20 protein-coding genes are annotated in these 21,884 nt (G+C 51.3%); 10 read left to right on the top strand and 10 right to left on the bottom strand.

The annotated features are described in order from the left end of the window. Positions 1 to 94: 94 nt before the first annotated feature. The 3 genes from RUM_RS13050 (at position 95) to RUM_RS03885 (ending at position 5,360) form a co-directional block, all read left to right on the top strand. A complete protein-coding gene (locus tag RUM_RS13050) occupies positions 95 to 1,222 on the top strand; it encodes an Eco57I restriction-modification methylase domain-containing protein (RefSeq protein WP_081459972.1) in 1,128 nt (375 codons plus the stop codon). Beyond that, positions 1,209 to 2,024, top strand: a complete 816-nt coding sequence (locus RUM_RS12940) for a class I SAM-dependent methyltransferase (protein ID WP_015557899.1) — start codon at positions 1,209 to 1,211, stop codon at positions 2,022 to 2,024. The genes RUM_RS13050 and RUM_RS12940 overlap by 14 nt, the downstream gene beginning before the upstream one ends. A gap of 120 nt (positions 2,025 to 2,144) precedes the next feature. After that, complete coding sequence (locus RUM_RS03885) at positions 2,145 to 5,360, top strand: DEAD/DEAH box helicase (RefSeq protein WP_242821746.1); 3,216 nt, start codon at positions 2,145 to 2,147, stop codon at positions 5,358 to 5,360. A gap of 76 nt (positions 5,361 to 5,436) precedes the next feature. Here RUM_RS03885 and RUM_RS03880 read toward each other — a convergent pair whose 3' ends face one another. From RUM_RS03880 to RUM_RS03855, 6 genes are all read right to left on the bottom strand, one after another. Next, positions 5,437 to 7,041 (bottom strand): hypothetical protein, encoded by a 1,605-nt coding sequence (locus RUM_RS03880; RefSeq protein WP_015557897.1) that lies wholly within the window; start codon positions 7,039 to 7,041, stop codon positions 5,437 to 5,439. Positions 7,042 to 7,260: 219 nt separating this feature from the next. Beyond that, entirely contained in the window at positions 7,261 to 7,887 is a 627-nt protein-coding gene (gene upp, locus RUM_RS03875; RefSeq protein ID WP_015557896.1) for a uracil phosphoribosyltransferase, read from the bottom strand. A 3-nt stretch (positions 7,888 to 7,890) separates the two neighbouring features. Further along, positions 7,891 to 8,340 carry a ribose 5-phosphate isomerase B gene (gene rpiB / locus RUM_RS03870; protein WP_015557895.1) on the bottom strand — a complete coding sequence of 150 codons (450 nt, stop codon included), beginning with the start codon at positions 8,338 to 8,340 and terminating at the stop codon, positions 7,891 to 7,893. Between the two features lie 122 nt (positions 8,341 to 8,462). Further along, a complete protein-coding gene (locus tag RUM_RS03865) occupies positions 8,463 to 9,233 on the bottom strand; it encodes a TatD family hydrolase (protein ID WP_015557894.1) in 771 nt (256 codons plus the stop codon). Between the two features lies 1 nt (position 9,234). Continuing rightward, a complete protein-coding gene (locus RUM_RS03860) occupies positions 9,235 to 10,143 on the bottom strand; it encodes an LCP family glycopolymer transferase (protein ID WP_081459971.1) in 909 nt (302 codons plus the stop codon). Positions 10,144 to 10,276: 133 nt separating this feature from the next. Further along, positions 10,277 to 10,846 (bottom strand): SLOG family protein, encoded by a 570-nt coding sequence (locus RUM_RS03855; RefSeq protein WP_015557892.1) that lies wholly within the window; start codon positions 10,844 to 10,846, stop codon positions 10,277 to 10,279. 77 nt (positions 10,847 to 10,923) lie between these two features. Here RUM_RS03855 and alr point away from each other — a divergent pair, with 77 nt between their 5' ends. The 4 genes from alr to RUM_RS03835 all read left to right on the top strand — a co-directional run bounded on the left by alr (position 10,924) and on the right by RUM_RS03835 (position 15,150). Then, the gene (gene alr, locus RUM_RS03850; protein WP_041326252.1) at positions 10,924 to 12,060 is read left to right on the top strand and encodes an alanine racemase; all 1,137 of its coding nucleotides are present in this window, start codon (positions 10,924 to 10,926) and stop codon (positions 12,058 to 12,060) included. A gap of 154 nt (positions 12,061 to 12,214) precedes the next feature. Then, positions 12,215 to 12,841 (top strand): TetR/AcrR family transcriptional regulator, encoded by a 627-nt coding sequence (locus RUM_RS03845; protein ID WP_015557891.1) that lies wholly within the window; start codon positions 12,215 to 12,217, stop codon positions 12,839 to 12,841. Between the two features lie 3 nt (positions 12,842 to 12,844). Next, the gene (locus tag RUM_RS03840; RefSeq protein WP_015557890.1) at positions 12,845 to 13,558 is read left to right on the top strand and encodes an ABC transporter ATP-binding protein; all 714 of its coding nucleotides are present in this window, start codon (positions 12,845 to 12,847) and stop codon (positions 13,556 to 13,558) included. Beyond that, positions 13,552 to 15,150, top strand: a complete 1,599-nt coding sequence (locus RUM_RS03835; protein ID WP_015557889.1) for a hypothetical protein — start codon at positions 13,552 to 13,554, stop codon at positions 15,148 to 15,150. Before RUM_RS03840 ends, RUM_RS03835 begins: the two co-directional genes overlap by 7 nt. 61 nt (positions 15,151 to 15,211) lie before the next feature. On the opposite strand, the gene RUM_RS03830 is transcribed toward RUM_RS03835, so the two are convergent. After that, positions 15,212 to 15,886 (bottom strand): ABC transporter ATP-binding protein, encoded by a 675-nt coding sequence (locus RUM_RS03830; RefSeq protein WP_015557888.1) that lies wholly within the window; start codon positions 15,884 to 15,886, stop codon positions 15,212 to 15,214. 277 nt (positions 15,887 to 16,163) lie between these two features. Here RUM_RS03830 and RUM_RS03825 point away from each other — a divergent pair, with 277 nt between their 5' ends. Next, positions 16,164 to 16,961 carry a class I SAM-dependent methyltransferase gene (locus tag RUM_RS03825; protein WP_015557887.1) on the top strand — a complete coding sequence of 266 codons (798 nt, stop codon included), beginning with the start codon at positions 16,164 to 16,166 and terminating at the stop codon, positions 16,959 to 16,961. Between the two features lie 49 nt (positions 16,962 to 17,010). Next, positions 17,011 to 17,595: a helix-turn-helix domain-containing protein gene (locus tag RUM_RS03820; protein WP_015557886.1), complete on the top strand. Its 585-nt coding sequence runs from the start codon at positions 17,011 to 17,013 to the stop codon at positions 17,593 to 17,595. A gap of 108 nt (positions 17,596 to 17,703) precedes the next feature. On the opposite strand, the gene RUM_RS03815 is transcribed toward RUM_RS03820, so the two are convergent. Both RUM_RS03815 and RUM_RS12320 read right to left on the bottom strand, forming a co-directional pair. After that, on the bottom strand, positions 17,704 to 18,336 hold the full coding sequence (locus RUM_RS03815) for an alpha/beta hydrolase (protein ID WP_015557885.1): 633 nt from the start codon (positions 18,334 to 18,336) through the stop codon (positions 17,704 to 17,706). A gap of 27 nt (positions 18,337 to 18,363) precedes the next feature. Then, on the bottom strand, positions 18,364 to 19,023 hold the full coding sequence (locus RUM_RS12320) for a DUF998 domain-containing protein (protein WP_015557884.1): 660 nt from the start codon (positions 19,021 to 19,023) through the stop codon (positions 18,364 to 18,366). Between the two features lie 218 nt (positions 19,024 to 19,241). Between RUM_RS12320 and RUM_RS03800 the strand changes: the two genes are divergently transcribed. Next, on the top strand, positions 19,242 to 20,789 hold the full coding sequence (locus tag RUM_RS03800) for a tetratricopeptide repeat protein (protein ID WP_015557883.1): 1,548 nt from the start codon (positions 19,242 to 19,244) through the stop codon (positions 20,787 to 20,789). A gap of 116 nt (positions 20,790 to 20,905) precedes the next feature. Here RUM_RS03800 and RUM_RS03795 read toward each other — a convergent pair whose 3' ends face one another. Then, entirely contained in the window at positions 20,906 to 21,643 is a 738-nt protein-coding gene (locus tag RUM_RS03795) for a sulfite exporter TauE/SafE family protein (RefSeq protein WP_338056977.1), read from the bottom strand. Between the last annotated feature and the right edge of the window lie 241 nt (positions 21,644 to 21,884).

The raw sequence follows: 21,884 nt of genomic DNA, 5'->3' as shown, positions 1-21,884 counted from the left end.
CCTCTCACTACACACGATACTTTACATAGTATAACACCGCATTTATCAGGTATGCAGGCATAACTCCCGGTTTAGCCAAGTGAGGAGTGTTCCTTTGGAAGAACTGATAAAACTGGATGCTTATCCGATCAGAGGGCTGGTAGGGCGGCTGCTGCAGGATAAGACCACGAGGAAAAATATATTGTTCGCATCGGACAGCTATGCAGGCTACGGTGCGGGATATAGAGATGATTCGCAGATGACCGAGGGTGTGCTGCTGGGCTTTGATTCCTGCGACATCCAGCCGAGAGTATACAAGGCGGCAGCGGAGCAGACGGAGCGCACCCGCAAGCGTGCCGAAGTCTTCACGCCTGCGTGGATCGTCAATCAGATGAATAACCACTGCGATGCGGAGTGGTTCGGGCGAGCCGATGTGTTCAATCATCAGGACGGACAGGAGTGGACGGTCAGCACCGAGCCGGTCACATTCCCGGAGGGAAAAGACTGGAAGCAGTATGTGGATTCCCGTTGGCTGGAGATCACCTGCGGAGAAGCCCCCTACATCGTGTCCCGCTATGATACCTCTACGGGTGAGATCATTCCAATAGAGCGGCGTATTGGAATGCTTGACCGCAAGCTGCGTATCGTGAACGAGAACGCCGCCGATGAAGCCGAGTGGTTCAAGTGGGCGTTTCGGGCATTTCAGAGCGTTTACGGCTATGAGTATCAGGGGGACAACCTGATGATCGCACGCATGAACCTGCTGTATACACTGGCGGACTACACCGAAGCAAAATGGCACAGGCAGGCAACACTAAAGGAGCTTGAAAAGTTCCTGAATGTGATCTGCTGGAACTTCTGGCAGATGGACGGCTTGAACGATACACCACCCTATGGTATCCCGAACGATGAAGTCGTGCAGTTGTCGCTGTTTGAGGACGACGAGAATACCGACGATGAGATAATATACTGTAAAATATATGACTGGCGAAAAGATATCTCAAAGCTGTTCAAAGGTCTGAAGAAAAGAGGTAAAGGCATGAAATTTGATTTTGTAATTGGCAATCCGCCGTATCAGGAAGATAGACAGGGAGAAAGTACAACCGCTCTACCGGTGTATCATTGTTTTATGGAAGCTGCATATGAAGTCGCCAATGCTGTTGAGTTGATCCATCCAGCACGATTTCTTTTCAATGCGGGTAGAACACCTAAGCAGTGGAATAAAAAAAATGTTAAGCGATAGCCACTTTAAGATTTTGATGTATGAAGGAGATGCAAGTACAATTTTCCCAAATACCGACATCAAGGGCGGTGTAGTTATATCTTATAGAAATACAATGGATGAGTTTGGTGCGATTCAGACATTTACAATTTACCCTCAATTAAACACTATACTTAAACGGATACTTCAATTTGTAGAGAATAATTCTCTGGCTGAATTGGCTTTTGTTGCTACAAAATTTAACTCAGAAAATCTCTTTAGAGATTTTTCACACTATGAAGGACACGAAAGAAGAATGTCAAGCAACGTATTAAGTTTTGATTGTTTTCATTCAGAAAAACAAAATAGAGGAGACATACAGATCTATGGAATATATGAAAAAAAGAGAAGCTTTAGATATATTTCTTATGAATATGTTGATCTTAGTGATACTAATATTCAAAAATATAAAATTATAATGCCAAAAGCAGATGGAAATGGAGCCTTTGGAAGCATCATCACAATGCCTGAAATCTTACCGCCTGCATCTGGCTTTACTCATACATTTCTTGGTTTGGGTGGATTTGAAACAAAGGATGAAGCTAAAGCAGCACTAAAGTATATTAAAACTAAATTTGCAAGAGCTTTATTAGGAGTATTAAAAGTAACACAAGACCTTAATGCGGATAAATGGAAATACGTCCCTCTCCAAGACTTCACCCCCACCAGCGACATCGACTGGAGCAAACCCATCGCTGAAATAGACAGGCAGCTCTACAAAAAATACGGCTTGACACCCGATGAGATCAAATTCATCGAAACCCATGTAAAGGAGATGAAATAAGTGGCTAATATCAACATTCAGACCACCAGAACGGCTATGCCGCGCTGTTATTGCTATACCACTCCCACGATCTCCGACCATGACGGCTGGGTGAAGATCGGCTACACCGAGTAGGACGATGTGGAAGACCGCATCCGTCAGCAGTTACAGACGGCGCATATCCCGCACCACACCGAATGGAGCGATGTTGCTGTTTTTGCCGATGGCAGGACGTATTTCCGTGACAGTGATTTCCACGCCTATCTCAAAAAGCAGGGCGTTGAGCGTATGACGCCGATGAACGGCGAAAAGAAACAGCCTGAGTGGTTCCGCATCAGCGGCGATGAATCTTTCACGCTGTACTCGAAATTCCGCCGTACCAAGGGCGTTTTGGATACGGTCGGAACGATCGCCTATGAACTCCGTGCCGAGCAGGAGCAGGCGGTCTTGCAGACATTTGACTACTTTATGAGCCACGAAAAGAGCGAATTTCTCTGGAATGCAAAGCCCCGTTTCGGCAAAACACTTGCGACCTACGACCTCTGCAAGCACTTGCAGGCGACCAAGGGCGACTATGCCTGCAATATCCTGATCGTGACGAACCGCCCCGCTATCGCAAATTCGTGGTATGAGGATTTTGTCAAATTCATCGGCACGGAATCGGGATTCCGCTTTGTGAGCGAGGTATCTGCCCTGAAAGGCAAGCCGTTTGTGACGTCCCGTGAGGAATACACCGACAGCCTGACGAAAGAACTTGCAGACTGCATCGAATTTGTCAGCCTTCAAGACCTGAAAGGCTCTCTGTATTTCGGCGGTCAGCATGACAAGCTGAAAGAGCTTGTCAATATGCAGTGGGAATTGCTGGTCATTGACGAAGCACATGAGGGCGTTGATACTTCCAAGACCGATGTGGCGTTTCATCAGATCAAGCGTAATCACACCCTGCACCTGTCGGGTACTCCGTTCAAGGCGCTGGCAAATGACAAATTCCCGTCCGATGCGATCTACAACTGGACATACGCCGACGAGCAGAAGGCAAAGTCAGGCTGGAATGATCCGGAGCGCAATAATCCCTATGAGAACTTGCCGCAGCTCAATCTGTTTACCTATCAGATGTCCGAGATCATCCGTGAGGAATTGAAGCAGGGTGTCGAGATCGAGGGCGAAACGGAGGAGTACGCCTTTGACCTGAATCTGTTTTTCTCAGTCAAGGCAAACGGAGATTTTGTGTATGAGGAGTCTGTTGACCGTTTTCTTGAAGCATTGACTTCACAAGAGAAATTCCCGTTCTCAACGCCCGAACTCCGCGCAGAGCTGAAACATACCTTCTGGCTCCTGAATCGTGTTGATAGTGCAAAGGCTCTGGCAAAAAAGCTCAAAGAGCATCCTGTTTTCGGTGAGTATGAGATCGTACTTGCAGCCGGTGACGGCAAGCTTTCTGAGGAAGAGGAAACGAAAAAGGCATACGACAAGGTGCGTGATGCCATCGACCGCAACGATAAAACGATCACGCTGTCTGTCGGACAGTTGACCACGGGTATTACCATTCCGGAATGGACGGCTGTGCTGATGCTCTCCAATATCAAGTCTCCGGCACTGTATATGCAGGCGGCTTTCCGCAGTCAGAACCCGTGGCGCTATCAGGAAAATGGCACGCTTCATGTGAAGAAAAACGCCTATGTGTTTGACTTTGATCCGGCAAGAACGCTGATCATCTTCGAGGAATTTGCGAATGACCTGTCCAGCGGCACTTCCGGCGGCAAGGGTGACAGCGACCAGCGCAAGCAGAATGTACGTGAGCTGATCAATTTCTTCCCGGTCATCGGCGAGGACGAAAACGGTGAGATGATCGAGCTTGATGCAGAGAAAGTGCTGTCCATTCCGAGAAAGATACGTTCTCTAGAAGTCGTCCGCCGTGGCTTTATGTCGAATTTCCTGTTTCAGAATATCGCCAATATCTTCAATGCGCCACCGGAGGTCATTGATATTATCCGCTCTCTGCCGAATGCGCCGGAGGGAGATCTGGTCGATGTATCGCCTGAAACGAGAGAAGACCTGTCTGTCAATGATGAGGGCGAAGTGGAGCTTTCGGACGAATTTGTTATCGGCACGGCACAGGACGTATTTGGAGATAAGATCTACAGCGATATTTCCGAAACGCTGGAACGCAAGACCGAGGAGATACTTGCTGCCCCCGAATCGTCGGAAAATCAGCAAATATCCCATTTGCAGGACGTGTTCCGCAAGGAACTTGTTGCGCCTGTGATGCAGGTCACAAATGATACCTATGGCGCTGACCTGAAAAAGCGTGATGCACAGAAGCTCCAAAAGCAACTTGAACAGAAAGCGGACAGGCTTGTGACGCAGGAATACGGCGATTATTCCATTCAGAAGAAAACACTGGAAGCACAGCGGCAAGACGCACTTTCACATCTGAGTGAAACAGGGCAGACTGCTGCCGAAGTCAATGAACAGTTCGATACACTGGTGCAGGAGGCGACCGATGCTTTCAAGGAGCGTGTCAGCAATGTGCTGGAGGAAACCGTACCAACTTTGTGTGAGGAGGTCGTAAAGACTGTCGAGACCAAGAAGCGTGAGCGTACCAAGGAGACCATCGAGGAGGCAGTCCGTGACCATCTGCGTGGCTTTGCAAGGACGATCCCGTCATTCCTAATGGCATACGGTGATGAAGAGACGACGCTTTCAACCTTTGATATGATAATCCCCGATGAAGTATTCTATAAAGTGACCAGCATCACGCTTGACCAATTTCGATTCCTGCGCGACGGCGGTTCTTATACAGATGCAGAGACGGGTGAGGAGAAGCATTATCCCGGAAAGCTGTTTGATCCAGTTGTATTTGATGACTCAATCAAGGAGTTTCTGTCACTGCGGACAAGGCTGGGCAATTACTTTGACGAGTCGCATACAGAGGATATTTTCGACTACATCCCGCCGCAGAAGACCAATCAAATATTCACACCGAAACGTATCGTGAAGCAGATGGTAGATATGCTGGAGCAGGAGAATCCTGGCTGTTTTGAAGATCCAAACAAGACATTCGCTGATCTGTATATGAAATCAGGTCTGTATATCGCAGAGATCGTTAAGCGGCTGTTCAACAGCAACGGGATGAAACAGGCGTTCCCTGATGAGACACAGCGGTTGCAGCATATCTTTGAAAATCAGGTATATGGGCTTGCTCCGACTGAGATCATTTACCAGATCGCCCTATACTTCATTCTCGGTTTTGAGGGTGGAGAGCTGATCGAGAAGCATCATCTGCGTCAGTGCGATGCACTGCCGTTGGCAAAGGATGGGACATTGGAAACGAAGCTGGATAGCATTTTCGGATGAGTTTTAATATAGTGAAAAAGACAGATACCTCACAATGAAGTATCTGTCTTTTGTTGTTATAAAACGCTGTTTGACTTCATCCTATAAATCCAGTCAGAAACATAATAAACTCATCTGCTTGAGATAGTATTTGCTCATATACATCGATTAATGACTTTTGGTCTATATTAAATAGCTTACTAACCTTATCATATTTTTTCCCTTTTCTATGTCCTGTTCCGGTAGAACGCAACTCTTGTAGATTTCTAAGGAAAGTAATATGCTTTTCATAGTCGGTTGCACCGTTTTCTGACAGCCAAGTTTGAAGTTTACTTATTCCACGAATTGTTTTTCCGTCATTATCTTCTGGAGTGGCAATAACAAGCATTTCTTCATTAAGCGAATCAATAACGCACTTAACAAGTGATAGAACAAGAGTGTCAAATTCTTCTTGACTATTTGATGAAGGAATCCTTATATTATCGAGATTGTACTTGTCCTTAGAAGTCAGCTCCTTGAAAATACACCATCTGTATTTTCCGTTCCATTTTTCCTGTAAAGCTTTATAATCTCTTTTGAATTTTAAATCAATAACATTGGGTTCGGCAGGAATGTTACACATATCCCTCATAATTGCAGTTTTACTTGGCTTTTCATCACATAGAACATTATAGCTTTTCCAATGAAGTTGTTCATCTTCAGGTAAGTCACGTCCCAAATCTCCTAAATATGCAGCAACATACGCTTTATGATCATTATCAATCTCCATACTCCACAGATACCCACAAGATAATCTTCCATCAGTAATTTTATAAAGATCAGGACGCTTTAAATACTTATCAAGTACCCCTCGCTTGAAAAAAACAGGCGTTAAGTAATGAGGAGCATCTGGATTAGCTCCAAAATAATTAGCTAACTTATCAGGATTTGAAGTATATGTCAGATCATCACCATTTTCATCGCAACCAATAATATATTCAAGATATTCTCGTTTTTTCTCATATGGGAAATAACCACATTCAGAAACAGGTTGGGGCAGTATTACTTTCTTACCGAGCAACCTACTAAAAGCGTAGCGACTAAAAGATTTCTTTTCATCTCCAAATAAATCATATATCAAAGATTCATCTGTATATTCTTCATTAAGACTCGACAGAGTGTTTTCAGCTAACCCACCTGATGTTTCATATCGTATGTCAAAAAATAAGAGTATTCCCATCTGTTTAGCTGCCGCATAGCGTTTTAGGTATTTTATGTTGACAAAGACATTCACATTGTCTTTAATGCGAACCGCTTCATCACTGTTACCACTATCTAAAACGGCGTAGAATTTATTGTCATTAGTATCATAATACATATTATTCAACAGGCGAAATTCTTCGCTTACCTCAACGTAGTTTTTCCTAACGCCATAAAACTCTCTATAAAATAACAATGGTTCAATATAATCGCAAAGAGATGAATACCTATAGTAATGTGTACTATCTCCAGAACAAATGAATCCTGGAAAGCAATCTGTATTCGATGAATCCCATTCAGGAGAAGACATTACTTCTTTTAAATGATCAACTAAAAACAAACAACACCAAAAACTTGCCTTTGCGTTATGGAGAGAGCATTCTCCAGCTACTTGTATCCACTGTTCTTTTCCATAGGAATTCTTTAAATATTCAATATTATCTCTTTGAAAGTAATCATGCATACAATCATCTCCTGATTTAAGAGTTACATGATTATTATATCATATTTTGGTTCATGATTCAAGATGGTTAATGCCAAAAACGACAGATACCTCTCACAATGGAAGTATCTGTCGTTCTTTGGTATAGCCTGCTGTATAGGTCTTTACATAATAGTTGTTGAAAAACTTCTATATGAGTACCGACCTAATACAGCCGGGCTTCTTTGATTTCTGATACAATTACTTGGTGCCGAAGATCCGGTCACCGGCGTCTCCCATACCGGGAACGATGTAAGCGTCTGCGTTCAGTCCCTGATCCTCTGCGCCGCAGTAAATGTCAACCTCCGGATATGCTGCCTGCATAGCGGCAATGCCCTCCGGAGAGGCGATGATACACATAAACTTGACGTTTGCAACGCCTGCCTGCTTGAGGATGCGGATCGCCTGGACAGCGGAATGTCCCGTTGCCAGCATGGGATCCACCACGATCACATCACGCTCTGCAATATCCTCCGGCAGCTTTACATAATACTCCACCGGCTCGTGGCTCTTGGTATCCCGGAACAGACCGATATGCCCCACCTTTGCGGCAGGCACCAGGGTCATCAGACCGTCCATCATGCCCAGTCCTGCACGGAGGATGGGCACAAACGCCAGTTTTCTGCCGGAAATAATCTTGGACTTTGCAACGCCCATAGGGGTTGCGATCTCAATCTCCTTTGTGGGCAGATCCCGTGTGGCCTCGTAACACATCAGCATTGCGGTCTCTGCAACCAGCTCCCGGAACTCCTTGGGGCCGGTCATTTTGTCCCGCATCAGCGTGATCTTATGCTGTACCAGCGGGTGGTCAATTCTCTGTACTGCCATGGTTCATTCTCCCTTCGTGTGTGCTGCTTCCAGCTGTGTGATCATATCCAGACGTCTCTGATGCCTGCCGCCCTCAAATCCGGTTTCCAGAAAAATATCTGCCAGCTCCAGTGCAAGTCCACTGCCGATGACTCTCGCCCCAAGGCACAGCACATTGGCATCGTTGTGCAGACGGGTGTAGCGGGTACTGAACCCATCGGCGCATACGGAAGCCCGGATGCCGGGGATTTTGTTGGCGGCAATGGACATGCCAATGCCCGTGCCGCAGATCAGAATGCCGCATTCACAGCTACCGCTGATGATTTTCTCACAGACTGCCTGTGCAATCCGGGGATAATCACAGGGGGTTCCGTCACACCCCAGATCCTCATAAGCGATGCCCTTTGCGTATAAATGCGCCAGCAGCTCCTGCTTCAGAGGATAACCGGCGTGGTCACAGCCAATTGCAATCATAGTATTATCCGGATTTCCGGCTAGCGGAAACCCACTCCTTTCACTTCTCCCGTTCCCCGGGAATATGCATTCTATTATAGCACAATCCGGCAAAAAAAGCAACCCGATTTTGCGCCATTGTCCTATTTCACAGAAAAGAGCCGCTTTGCGTTTTCCCCGGTCTGCCGGAGCATCTCCTCCAGGGTGCAGCCCTTTTCCTCCGCCATACGTCCGGCGGTCATGGGGATCATGGAGCTGTCGCAGCGCTTGCCCCGGTAAGGCACCGGCGCCATGTAGGGGCAGTCTGTTTCCACCAGCAGCCGATCCATGGGCACAGCCCGGACAGCCTCCAGCGCCCGTCTGGCATTTTTAAAGGTCACCACCCCGGTAAAGCCCACATACAGCCCCATAGCTACAAGCTCCCTGGCGGTTTCCGCCGACCCGGAAAAGCAATGCATGACCCCCTTGGGGCGATATTGCCGCAGGATCTCCATACAGTCACCGGTGGCATCCCGGCAGTGCATAATCACCGGCAGATCATGCTTTGCGGCAAGCTCCAGCTGACTGCAAAACAGCATCTTCTGCTGCGCCGGGTCATAGCCCGGATAGTGGTAATCCAGACCAATCTCTCCGATGGCATGCACCTTCTGGCAGGCAAGCAGCTGCTCCAGGGTTTCCAGATAATCCGCCGGCACCCTGCCGGCTTCCTCCGGATGGATGCCCACAGAGGTGTAAATATAGTCGTACTGTGCTGCAAGCTGAATCCCCGCCCGGGCACTGACAAGATCCGATGCCGCCAACATTACCCGTGCCACCCCCTGCTCCGGCAATGCCGCCAGTACCTGCTCCCGGTCCGGATCAAATGCCGGGTCGGTATAATGGGCGTGGCTGTCGAAGATCAATGGCTCGTTCATCTTACTTCACCATCTCCTGCATGTTCTTCAGGGTATTCTCCGGGATCGTCAGCAGATCCCCCGTCTGCTGCAGGGACAGGTAGTAATATCCGGTGGAGCCGGGAGCATACTCCAGCATATACTTCATGGCATGCTTCCGGTTCTTATAGTCCTGGGCAGTCACATCGGAGTCCTTTACCAGGTTGATGATGGTGGAGAAGCTCCGATCCAGCGTCTCACTGATCCGGGAGCCGTCGGTCTGGTTCAGCATTTCCGCAATGGTGGAATCCACCACCACCATACGCTGTGCCTCACCGCCCGTAAAGTCCGGATAGGTCAGATACAGCTGAATCTGGCTGCCTCCCAGATACTGCATTTTATCGCTTTCCTGCAATCCGACAATCTTTTCATCTACAATGCATTCTACACCCCCGAGAATGGAGCATAGCTTTTGAAAGGAGGTGCTGTCAAAGACCATGTACCGATCCAGAGCCATGTTCAGCGCTGCCGCCGCAGCGTCCCGGGCAGCTGTCACGCCGGACATGTGATATACATTGTCCAGCTTGGTGGATGCGCCGTTATTGTTGACTGCCAGGTTCGCCGGCAGTGCGATGCAGGTGTTCCGCTTTGCCACCGGGTTGAACCGGAAGATCATGTAGCACACAGGCTTGTCGGATTCCTCCGTATCCAATACGCAGAACAAATTGAACTGATCCTCCTCGGAGATCAGGGTGATCTCCGGCTCCAGCTGTTTGAGGGAATCCCCTCCGCCGCCAAAGCCGCCGAACAGGAAGAAAATAATGCCGCCAATGATAACGAAGCTGACCAGCAGGGTGATCAGAAAGGGAATGGCGATGCTGCCTGTGTTTTTCTTCATAGTGTATCTGTGAAAGCGGATCCCACCGCTTTCGCTCCTTTCTTTTGATTCCATGTCGCTTTCCACAGCGGATCCTGTATATTTTTGCAGGAATCCACGTATTTTCAGGGGCGTTATAAGGAATATGCAGAAAAGTCATGTGGATTATGCAGAATGTTGAAAACGCTGTGGAAAGTGTTAAATAATCTTAAATCTTGAAATTTGCCTGCAAAGGTGCTATAATAGGTTCGTCGGGTTCGGCTTTTGCCTTGTCACGCAGCTTGCCGATGTCGATGACGCAAAGCTCCAGTCCGCATTTGCGGGCATAACCGATGGTCTGACCGGTACCGCTGTTGTAGTCATCCACCACCGCAATGAGCCGCTGGGCATGATCCACCATATACCGGTTCCGGATCTGATAACACCTGCGGGTATAGTGACTGCCGGTGCAGTACATTTCATCCGCCCTTGCCAGCACACTGTCAAACAAGTACCGATCCTCTCCGCGAAAGTTTTTTCCGTGGTTTTCGGTGGGCTTGACGCAGATCAGCTGCAGGCCGGAAAAATCCCGTTTCAATTCCAGCACATATCCCGCTGCCCAAAGATCCACCCCTCTTGCAAGACCGGTGATAAACCGGGTGTAGCCCTCCTCTGCCGACCGGCGGATCTGGTAGTACAAAAGGCTTTTGACCATCATCAGCAGCTGGGCATCCTCGCTGTTGGGGCCGGGCAGCTTTTCGGGGCGGTGACCGGAAAAGCAGACTGTTTTTTCTCGCATACACATCCCCCGTTCTTTGGTTCTTCCATAGTATAGCATAAAACCGTTGATATTTCAAGCCGAAAGGAAATGTTATTTTGAAACCATATCTAAAACGTGCGTGGGCTGAAATCTCTCTGTCCGCCCTGGAAGCAAACATTCGTGCCATTTCCGCCTCCCTGCAGGGAAACACCCAGATCATGGCTGTTGTCAAGGCGGATGCATACGGACACGGCGAAGCGGAGATCCTGCAAAAACTGACCCAGATCGGCATCCGCTACTTTGCCGTCTCCAACCTGGATGAGGCGCTGCATGTGCGCCAGTACTGCCCGGACAGTGATGTATTGATCCTGGGATACACACCGCCGGAGTATGCAGACACCCTTGCCCAGAACAACATCATTCAGGGCATTGTTTCCGCCGAGTATGCCTGCACTCTGAACGCCCGTACCCGCACCCCCATCCGCTGCCATGTAAAGCTGGATACAGGCATGGGGCGCATCGGGATCACCGGCGACACCCCCGGTGACTGTGCAGACAGCATCCAGGACATGTCCTTCCTGCGAAATCTGAAGATCGAGGGCATCTACACCCACTTTGCAGTGGCGGATATGCCGGATGATCCGGAGCAGAATGCATACACCGAAGCCCAGAAGCAGTTTATCCGATCCGTTGGAACGGAGCTGATGAAGCGGGGCGTACATTTGAAGCACCTGCATTATCTCAACAGTGCCGGTGTGCTGTATCACAATGATGCAAACAGCACCCTTGCCCGGGTGGGCATCATCATGTACGGACTGGCACCCAACTATCCCCTGCCGGTGCCGCTGGATCTCAAGCCGGTGCTTTCCCTCAAGGCTGTGATCTCCCACATTAAACGGGTTCAGCCCGGCACCTCCATCAGCTACGGCCGCACCTTCCAGGCGGATCACTGCATGAAGATTGCTACTGTAACCGTGGGCTATGCGGACGGCTATTCCCGGCTGCTGTCCTCCAAGGCGGATGTGCTGGTGAAGGGCAGGCGCTGCCCCATCGTGGGACGGATCTGCATGGATCAACTGATGCTGGACGTTTCTGCCATTGACGACCTGCGCTGCGGCGAGATCGTGACCCTGATCGGTCAGGACGGTGACGAGCAGATCACCGCTGACGAGCTGGCATCCCTGTACGGCACCATCGGCTATGAGGTGGTCTGCGGCATTTCCAAACGGGTCCCCCGTATTTATGTGGACTAAAGACAAGTATATCTGCGCCTGTCGGAGCATCCGGCAGGCGTTTTTTCTTGAGGCGATACCGCACAAAGCAAGCCTGGCGCCTTGACAAATCCGGTCGATGGATGTATAATAACAAGTGTTGCGCATCTAACGATATATACAAGGAGATGAAGGCATGCCGCCAAGCGTCAAATTTACAAAAGAAGAGATCGTGAATGCTGCATTACAGGTCGTCCGGGAAAAGGGCACCGCTGCCCTGACCACCCGTCAGATCGCCGCCGTTCTGGGGGTATCCACCCGTCCCATCTTCACCTATTTTCAGAACATGCAGCAGGTACAGGAGGCAGTCCGGCAGGCAGCGCAGGCTCTGTATCACAGCTACATCAAAAAAGGATTGGAGCAGGTGCATCCCTTTATCGGGCTGGGCGAGCAGTATATCCGCTTTGCCACCCAGGAGCCGGAGCTATACCGACTGCTGTTTTTACCGCTTGCCCCAGGCAGCGAGAGCAAAGCCATGGAAGAAATGGAGCGCACCCAGAACCTGGTGTTGGAGTTCCTGCAACAGATCTATCAGCTGGACGAAGCCGCCGCAAAGCAATTTTTCCGGGATGTGTGGCTGGTTGCGCACAGCCTTGCCGCACTGATCGTCACCAATTGCTGCCCCTATTCCCCGGAGGAGATCCGGCAGATTCTCACCTCTGTCAGTCTCAGCGTCTGCAAAGCCTGCAAGGAAATACCGGAATTCGTCACAAACCATCTGGACAGGGATACCCTGTTCCGGAGCATAATCGAAAAGGAGTAACCTATGCTGCAAATTTCACACCTATCCAAAAGCTTCGGGGACAAGAAGGCAGTGGACGATCTGTCCCTGCACATTGCCCCGGGAGAGATCTACGGCTTTATCGGCCACAACGGCGCCGGAAAGACCACAACCCTCAAGTCCATTGTAGGCATTCAGCAATTTGACGCCGGCAAGATCACCATCGGGGGACATTCCATCCAGGAGGATCCCCTGGGCTGCAAGCAGATGCTGGCGTATATTCCGGACAATCCGGACATTTACGAGTACATGACCGGTATCAAGTATCTGAACTTCATCGGGGATATTTTCCGGCTCCCTGCCGCAGACCGGAAGGCACGGATCCAGAAATACGGAGATCTGTTTGAGCTGACCGGGGATCTGGCACAGCCGGTGGCGTCCTACTCCCACGGCATGCGGCAGAAGCTCGCCATTATCTCCGCCTGGATCCACCAGCCCAAGCTGGTACTCATGGATGAGCCCTTTGTGGGACTGGATCCCACGGCATCCCACCTGCTCAAGGGCATGATGCGGGAGCTTTGCGACCAGGGCGGCGCCATTTTCTTCTCCACCCATGTACTGGAGGTGGCGGAAAAGCTCTGTGATAAGATCGCCATCATCAAGGGCGGCAAGCTGATCCGCTCCGGCACTCTGGAGGAGGTCAAAGGCGACGACAGTCTGGAGGAGGTATTCCTGGAACTGGAGGGAGAAACATGCTGAAGCTACTGGTGAAAAAGCAGCTGATGGAGATCTTCCGCAACTACTTTTACAATCCAAAAACCAATAAAAAACGTTCCACCGGTGCTGTGATCGGGTTTGTCGTCCTGTTCGCCATTATCATGATCGGCATGCTGGGCACCATGTTCACCGCCCTGTCCGTGAGCTTGTGCAAAGCCTTTATTCCCCTGCAGATGAGCTGGATGGTCTTTGGCATCATGGGGCTGCTGGGCATTTTTCTGGGCGCATTCGGTAGTGTATTCAACACCTTTTCCGGCTTGTATCTGGCAAAGGACAACGAGCTGCTCCTGTCCCAGCCCATTCCAGTACGTTCCATCATCCTGTCCCGACTGCTGAGCGTGTATCTGATGGGACTCATGTATTCCGCTGTCGTCACCATTCCCGCCGCCATCGTTTACTGCGTCTATACCACCGTCACCCCGGCAGTGATCCTGGGCTGCACTCTGATGGTGCTCATCATTTCCATGATCGTACTGGTGCTGTCCTGCCTGCTGGGCTGGATGGTAGCAAGGATCAGTCTGAAGCTGAAAAACAAAAGCTTCATCCGCGTGCTCACATCCCTGCTGTTCATTGGTGCCTATTACTTCTTCTATTATAAAGCGCAGGGTACTCTCCGGAATCTGATCGCAAACGCCGTGACATATGGGCAGGAAATCCAGGGCAGTGCCTACCCGGTGTACCTGTTTGCAAGAGTTGGCGAAGGGGATTGGAAGGCTATGGGACTGGTGACCCTGGCAACCGTCCTGGCGCTGCTGCTGACCTGGAGAATCCTGTCCCGCAGCTTCCTGCACATTGCCACTGCCACCGGGAAAACCAAAAAGGCTGCCTTCAGAGCCGATGCCATTCGTACCCGGAGCATTTCCGGTGCTTTGCTAAGCAGAGAATTCGGCAGATATGCCTCCAGTCCCGTTTACATTCTCAACTGCACCATGGGCACTCTGTTCCTGCTGGTGATCGTCGTGGCGGTACTGATCAAAAGCGGCACTGTCCTTCCCACACTGGGAAAGATCTGCTCTGAGTATTCAGGATTCATTCCGGTGCTGGCCTGTGCCATTGTCTGCATGGTCGCCTCCATGAACGATAGCGCAACCCCCTCCGTATCCTTAGAAGGCAAGAACCTGTGGCTGATCCAGTCCCTGCCGGTGCGTCCCTGGGATGCACTGAAAGCAAAGCTCCAGGTACAGTTGCTGCTGACTGCGCCTCCGGCATTTTTGTGCAGCGTCTGTCTGGCAATCATCCTGCCGGGCACCCTGGCGGAACAGCTGCTGATGGTTGTCACAAGCCTGCTGTTTGTGGCATTCTCCGCCCTGTCCGATCTGATGCTTGGAATAAAATCCCCCAATCTGACCTGGACCAACGAAATGGTACCCATCAAGCAAAACTTCAGCGTTTTTGTAGCTATGATGGGCGGCTGGATCTACTCCGTTGCCCTGGGGGGACTGTTCTTCCTGTGTGATCGAATCATGAGCGCATCCGTATATCTTGGCATCGTATGCCTGCTGACCGCCGGGCTTTCCCTGTTGCTGTACCGCTGGCTGAAAACCAAGGGTGCCAATATCTTTGCATCCCTGTGACCCCATCCGAAAATAAAAACGCCTCCGTCGTAAAACAGAGGCGTTTTTGTATGCATCCGGTTCAGCTGGCTGTCTCCAGGATCTTACCATCGGAAATTTCGATCAGCCGGTCACACTGCTTCGCCACCCCCATGTCGTGGGTGACGATCACCACTGTCTTGCCCTGGTGATTCAGCTCCTTGAACACATGCATAATCTCCTCCGCCGTCTTGCTGTCCAGAGCGCCGGTGGGCTCATCCGCCAGCACCATGCTGGGCTGGTTCACAATGGCTCTGGCAATGGCAACACGCTGCTTCTGCCCGCCGGACAGCTTATTCACCGGCTTTTTCGCCATACTGTCCATGCTCACCGACTTCAGCGCTGCCAGTGCCAGCTCCTTCCGGTTGGATTTTTTGTGCTTTGCAAAATCCAAAGGCAGCAGCACATTCTCCAGGCAGGTGAAATCATCCACCAAGGCAAAATCCTGCATCACCATACCGATCTTCTCGTTCCGGATCTGGGCATACTGCTTTTCCGACAGGTTCTTTACCAGAGTATCATCAATTTTATACTCGCCGGATTCATAGCTGTCAATGCAAGCGAGTATATGCAGCAGGGTGGACTTCCCGGCACCGGATTTGCCGATGATCGCCACCATCTCCCCATCCTCAATGGTCAGAGAGACTCCCTTCAGGGCTTCAAACTCGTTGGCTTTCTTGGGGTTGTAGATCTTATGTACATTTTCCAGTGTAATCATGCGGAATCCTCCTTCGTTGGTTTGCAGAATCTGAATCAATCCTGTTTCAGTACATTTTTTATGATATCGATTCCATGCATCCCCTGTTGTTCCAGTATATCATTTTATTTATTTGCAAGTCAAGTATTTTCAGTCCGTGTGACACTTTTCTGAAGCTTTTTGTACGAATTCATAAAGGATGCCGTTTCCATTTGTGAAATTCTAACAAAGCAAACCAGCTTGCACAGGATTCCCGACCATGCTATAATAAAGACAAATCACAAAAGGAGGCAGGCATATGGAACTGACAAACCGGAACATTGACGGAGGCAACGGCTTTGACTGGGGCAGAACCTCCGGGGACTACGCCAGGTACCGGGATATCTATCCACAGACGTTTTATGACCGGATCCTTGCACGGGGACTGTGCACCGCCGGACAAGCTGCCCTGGATCTGGGCACGGGCACCGGCGTACTGCCCAGAAGCCTGTACCCATACGGGGCGCAGTGGACGGGCACGGACATCTCCCCACAGCAGATCAGTCAGGCTAAGCAGTTGTCCGCCGGTATGCAGATTACCTATCGGGTATGCTCCGCAGAACAGCTGGACTTTCCCACCGACAGCTTCGACGTAATCACTGCCTGTCAGTGCTACTGGTATTTTGACCACGGGAAGGTAGCTCCGCTCCTTGCCCGGATGCTCCGACCCGGCGGACGGGTGCTGTTTCTGTGCATGGAATGGCTGCCCTTTGAGGATCCGGTTGCCAACGCCAGTGAGCAGCTGGTACTGAAATACAACCCCAGCTGGACCGGTGCAGGCGAAACCATGCACCCCATCAGCATCCCCGACTGCTATGGGGCGTATTTTACCCTGACCCACCGAGAGGAATATCTGCTGGACGTACCCTTTACCCGGGAAAGCTGGAATGGACGCATGCGGGCATGCCGGGGTGTGGGCGCCTCCCTGCCGCCGGAGCAGATTGCAGCCTGGGAACAGGAGCATATGCAGATGCTGGAGCATATGGCACCGGAAGCCTTCACCGTCCGGCACTATGCCGCTATGGCGGAACTGACACTCCACTCTACGGAGCGTTGATTGCAAACTGCCCCGGAATCCGGTACAATGAAATACGGGAGGTGACACTATGGATCAGATCAGAACAGGCAGCCTGATCCGCCGTCTGCGACTGGAGCAGGGCATGACTCAACTGGCGCTGGCGGAACGGCTGGGGGTCAGCGATAAGGCTGTTTCCAAGTGGGAACGGGGCTGCGGTGCACCGGATCTTTCCATCCTTCCCCTATTATCTCAAGCCCTGGAGGTGGACACGGACACCCTGCTCCGGGGGGATCTGGAGGCGAATGACTTGACCAATGGCAATCTGAAGCGCATGCGGTTTTATCTCTGTCCGGAATGCGGCAATCTGTTGATCTCACAGGAGAATGCGGACATCAGCTGCTGCGGACGGCGGTTGTCCCCGCTGGAGCCGCAAAAAACTGACCCGGCACACATGCTGCATGCAGAGCGGAACGATGGAGAATGGTATATCACCACAGAGCACAGCATGCACCGGGAGCATTATATTTCCTTTGTGGCACTGCTCAGCGGAGATACCCTCATCCTCAAAAAGCGGTACCCGGAATGGACGTTGGAAACCCGGCTGCCCTATCTGCCCCAAAGCACATTGCTTTGGTACTGCACACAGCACGGCTTGTTCAGCCAGCGGCTGTAAAACTGCATGAAAAAAGAGCAGCTCCGGCTGCTCTTTTTTCGTATTGCCCAGCGGGTATAACCACCCGCCCCATCAGCAGCTTCTCAGCATTCCTTTCCGAATGCAGTATCAGTCCAGGGACGTTCTGACCCAGCGATCCAGAAACGCCATTTGCTCCGCCGTATGAAACCAGTGCTCGCCGCCTTGCATCACCGTCAGAACTGCGCCGGTTCGCTCCGCAAATGCGGACATAACCCCGGGAGCAGTCAGATTATCCCTGTCCCCGTAGAGAATGCAGGTAGGCACGTCCCACCGGATGGGATGCCGCCGCACATAGCAAAGATATTCCCAGGACAGAGTCTCGCCAAAGCTGGTGGGGATCTCTCCCCGGGCGGAAAGCTCCTCCTCAGTCACATTTGCCCAGGTCATCATGCTGCGAATCAGCTTTTCCATATCCACCACAGGAGAAATCAACAGTGCTTGCTCCACCTGCCTGCCGGAAAGGGCATGCATGGAAAAGAAAGCGCCGATGCTGTTGGCGATTAAGAGAATGGTGTCATACGCTTTTCGCTGCTCCTCGAAAAAGACAGGAAATTCTGCTTGCGCCTCCCATGGATTCTGTGCGTGATAATCAAAGCCCGTCACATCCCACCCGGCAAGCAGCGGCTTGTAATGCTCCGCTTCCTTGGAATCGCCCCCCTTCCCGTGTACATAAACGGCAAGACGCCTTGCAGATTGTGGATTTACTTGTATGCTGTTCATATGATACCTCCCGGATACGAATAACTTTCACATGTGCTCCTTTTGCTGCTCTGAAGCAGGAGACCCGGCAGGCTTCATGCAGAACAGATGCACACCAAGCGCAGCATCAAAGCCAGTAGCAGCAAACACACTGAACCGCTCCACAACGCCGAAATATGCAGCAGGCACCAGCTTCATACCCAGTGCTCCTACCAGCATCATGCCAAGGGCGATCCCGGCGCAGATCCCGTAGGAACGGCAATCCCGATGCCGGATCCCGGCAATGAGGATCAGCGTCAGAGACAGTATGGACAGCAGCACCACCAGAACAGTCACGAGGATGTGCATCCGATCCTGTAGAGTGCCCCCATAGCCGCTGTCACTGAGGGGAAACATCCGGTACCCCACCGCCGAGATCCATTCCATAGCCGCAAACAGGTAGATGCCGCTCCGCAGCAACCGATTCTTTCTGCCCTGAATGCCCAGGCATACCACTGTAACACAAAGCACCTCGCAGGTGTTATACAGGGCACTAAGCTGATTCCACAGGGCAAGGGACGGGGCGTTTGCTGCGCTCAGATCGCTGACCGCCTGTGCCATCCAGTTGTAGCCAGGATAGACAAGCGGGGCAAATATCACTGCCGCCCCATAGGACAGCAGGCTCAGGATCCCCAGCAGCCCCAGCCGCTGAATCAATGGTTTTTTCATGATGCTCAACCCTTTCAATCGTGTGGTGTTGCCTCAATCGCCGACTCCATCACGCGTTTATGCTAACTAACGTTCGTTAGTATAAGAATAGAATATGCTTAACCTCTTGTCAAGTCCACTGCAAAAATAGTGCAGTCTGCTTGCAAATCTGCTGCGACTGTGCTATACTAGGGGCAAACCAACTGCAATTCCCACACCATGCAAAGGAGGCGGAAGCTATGAAAGCGGAATGGATTCTGAATCTCAAGCCCGGAGAGGATCCGGAACAAAAAGCACAGGAATGGATCCGGGAGTATGACGCATTTGCCGAGGATTTCCCGGACAGCAGGGCGCTGGCAGACCAACTGAGTCAGCGTGTCCGGAATGCCGCAGCCCTTCTGAAAGGAACACATGCAGCCGATAACCTGAATTTGAACGGAGTTCCGCTGGGCGATCCGGCAGATATGGCTTTCGCCGGATCCTGGTTCTCCTTGCCGGAGCTTGTGGATATACAAATGGGCTGGGCAGTCCTGGCGGACGGGCGGAACGATGCCCAGGGAGATCCCCACGCTTCGGTGCGACAAGGATTCCTGCGGGAATTGGAGGGCAAGTGGCAGGACGCTCTCCGCTGTTATCAGCAAGGACCGGAGGATCCGGAGATTCGGAGAAGAATGCAGTACTGCCGGGAACGGACGACAGCAGAGGGTGCATTGTGCTATGCAAAGGCACAGGAGCTGTTGCTGAAGCTGCGGCAGTCGGAGGCGCTGAAGCTGCTGAATCGGGCTGCCCACCTGGGAAATATAGATGCCGCAGAACAGCTTGCCCTTTCTCCGGCATCAAAGGATCGGGAAAAGGCACTGGGATTGCTACGACATGCGGCAGGGCAGAACGACCCGGACGCATGCTTTGCCCTGTATCGGCTGTATGACCAGGGAATCTATCCCGTACAGGCAACGGAAGCGGAACGGATGCTGCACCAGGCGGCTGATCTGGGGCATGCCCAGGCACAAACCCTGACAGCGGAGGGCATAGGTCTGCGCCCTGTCCGAACCATTTTGCTGGAGGAGATCCATGCAGGCAGCAAGGATGCCCTATGGTGGATGGTACAGGAATGCGAGAAGCAAGGGGATATGGAACAGGCTGTGGAATGGCTGGACAAAGCCATTGAGGCAAACCAGCTGGATGCACTGCTTGCGACAGCCCAGGCGTATGCAGAACCGGGAACAGAGGCGTACAGCCGGGCGGATGCTATGGATTACTACCGGCGTGCCGCAAGGGCAGGCTCTCTGGAGGCTCTGACTGCTCTGGGGGACTTGGAGCTGACGGATACCCATATTTCCTTTTACGATATGGCCTTACTGCTGCACAGCCCGGATGCGCCCCGGAAAAAGCCGGACAAGCACATGGTAGAGCAGCACAAAAAGCAGCTGGCATGGTATACCTTGGCTGCAAACGCAGGGGCAGTGGGACCGATGCTGGTGCTGAGTGATGCCTATGCGCAGGGATACCCGGTGGAGCAGGACGCAGCACAGGCATTCTTCTGGGCAAATCAAGGTGCCGGAGCCGGGGATCCCCTTTGTATGTACAAAGCCGCACGCATGCTGGAACAGGGAAATGGGGTACAACAGAATCTGCCGGAGGCGGTCAGACTCTACGAGCAAGCCGCTCTAAAGGGGATGGCACAAGCAGCGGAACGGCTGTGGCAGATTTATGCCACAGGGCTTGGAGCCATTCATCCCAATCGGCGAAAAGCTGCATTTTATCACCGCCGAACAAACCGGAGGTAACCGGTTTCCAAACACAACACAGCGCCATGTATAATACATGACGCTGTTTTTTGGATGCAATCACTTGATGCTGCCTTCTCCACACCCATCAACTTCATGGGCTGTAACCCTTGCTGCTATTGGCTAATCCGGGAAAACGCCATCACGGCAATGCCCAACACCACCAGGATCACGCCTGTGGCACGGTTCAGAGTCTTTGGAGTTGCCTTATTCGCCAGCACCGCAGCAACCTCCGCCCAGATTAAGGTAAACATCACGCACAAGCCCCACACCAGCCAGTCCGGAGTACCGCCGATCACGAAATGGGACACGGCACCGGTCAGGGCGGTAAAGGTCATGATGAACACGCTGGTACCAACGGCGGTTTTCAGCTCATACCCCAGCACGGAGGTCAGAATCAGAAGCATCATCATGCCGCCGCCTGCACCTACAAAGCCGCAGATAAAACCAATCAGCATACCGCATACCAGGGATTGTATGGCACGCTTTTGGGCGGATACCCCCTGCATGGCCTCCTTGGTGGTCATCACCGGCCGGAGGATAAACTTGATGCCCAGCAAAAAAGTCATGAACACAGAAAAGTTTCCCATGGTGGTGGAGGGTACCAGACTTGCCACAAAGCTGCCCACCACAGTAAAGGCAAGCACAGCCCCCATCATAATCAGTCCGTTGCGGATATCCAGATTCTTATTTTTTCCATAGGTATAGGCAGAAGCGGCGCTTGCCAGCACGTCAGAGGACAGGGCAATGCCCACCGCCATGTAGGGATCCATATGCAAAAAAGTGATCAGCATGGGACTGATGACTGCCGCCGCACTCATTCCGGCAAAGCCAGTGCCCAGTCCGGCGCCCATACCAGCAAAGAACGTAACAAGCAACGTGATCAACAAATGCAAATCTGATTTCCCCTTTCTGAAGATATCCAATGTAGCCCAGTATAACACATCCAGTGAAAAGTGTCAAGGCGCAAAAGAGTACCCTTTTTCGGCTACATGTCCAAAAAAATACACTGTATTTTAGAACTTTGTATAAAACGTCGAAATTAACACGAATTATGTTTACTTTTTGTGCATCTTGTGTTATAATTGCAGTAAC

Source organism: Ruminococcus champanellensis 18P13 = JCM 17042 (genome assembly GCF_000210095.1).
GTDB classification, from domain to species: domain Bacteria; phylum Bacillota; class Clostridia; order Oscillospirales; family Ruminococcaceae; genus Ruminococcus_F; species Ruminococcus_F champanellensis.
Note: the sequence above shows the minus strand (reverse complement) of the source record. Positions and strands in the feature narration are given on the sequence as shown.